This window comes from Marinifilum fragile JCM 15579 (assembly GCF_001310955.1).
Lineage (GTDB): Bacteria > Bacteroidota > Bacteroidia > Bacteroidales > Marinifilaceae > Marinifilum > Marinifilum fragile.
Genome location: NZ_BAZX01000072.1, coordinates 1 through 765 on the forward strand (window position 1 = coordinate 1; position 765 = coordinate 765).

General features: G+C 37.8%; 1 protein-coding gene. It reads left to right on the forward strand.

Annotated features, from left to right (window positions below; translation table 11 throughout):
• Window positions 1-61: 61 nt before the first annotated feature.
• The coding region (locus tag JCM15579_RS19930; RefSeq protein ID WP_157471580.1) for an IS256 family transposase at window positions 62-765 on the forward strand (704 nt) is incomplete at its 3' end.

A 765-nucleotide genomic window follows, 5' to 3' on the forward strand; every position in this document is an offset into this window, starting at 1 on the left:
GGAGTCTGTTCATTAAAGTGTGTCAAGTAAAAGTTTAAGAAACAATTAATAACTTGACAGTATGGATGGAAAAGATTTTAATTACAAAGAATTTGAGAAGGAAGCTTTAGAAGGTCTCAAATCAGGAAAAAAACTAGAAGGTAAAGATGGCGTTTTGGTCCCTTTACTTCAGCGTTTGTTAAATGCAAGTTTAAATGGTGAATTGGATGCTCACTTAAATGAATCCAAAAAACCCAATCGTCGCAATGGCAGAGGTAAGAAAAAGGTAAAAACAGGTTTTGGAACAGTTGAGCTAACACCTCCCAGAGATCGTAACGGTAGTTTTGAACCTGAACTGGTAAAGAAGCGACAGTTAACTCTGGGAGACGGAATAGATCACAAAATCATTTCCTTATATGCTAAAGGAATGAGTTATGAAGCCATCTGTGATCATCTTGAAGAGTTGTATGGAATCACTTTATCTCCATCAAGCTTGACAGCGATAACCGATCGGATTATTCCTGAAGTTTACCAGTGGCAAAATCGCCCTTTAGATGCCATTTATCCAATTGTTTGGTTGGATGCTATACACTATAAAGTACGGCAGGAAGGAAGGATTATTAACAAAGCAGTCTATCATGTATTGGGCGTTAATCATAGTGGGGTGAAGGAGATTTTAGGCATGTATATTGGTGAAAGAGAGGGAGCAAAATTTTGGTTGCAAGTGCTTATTGACCTGCAAAACCGGGGCGTTAAGGATATTCTTATTGCCTGTATAGATAACTT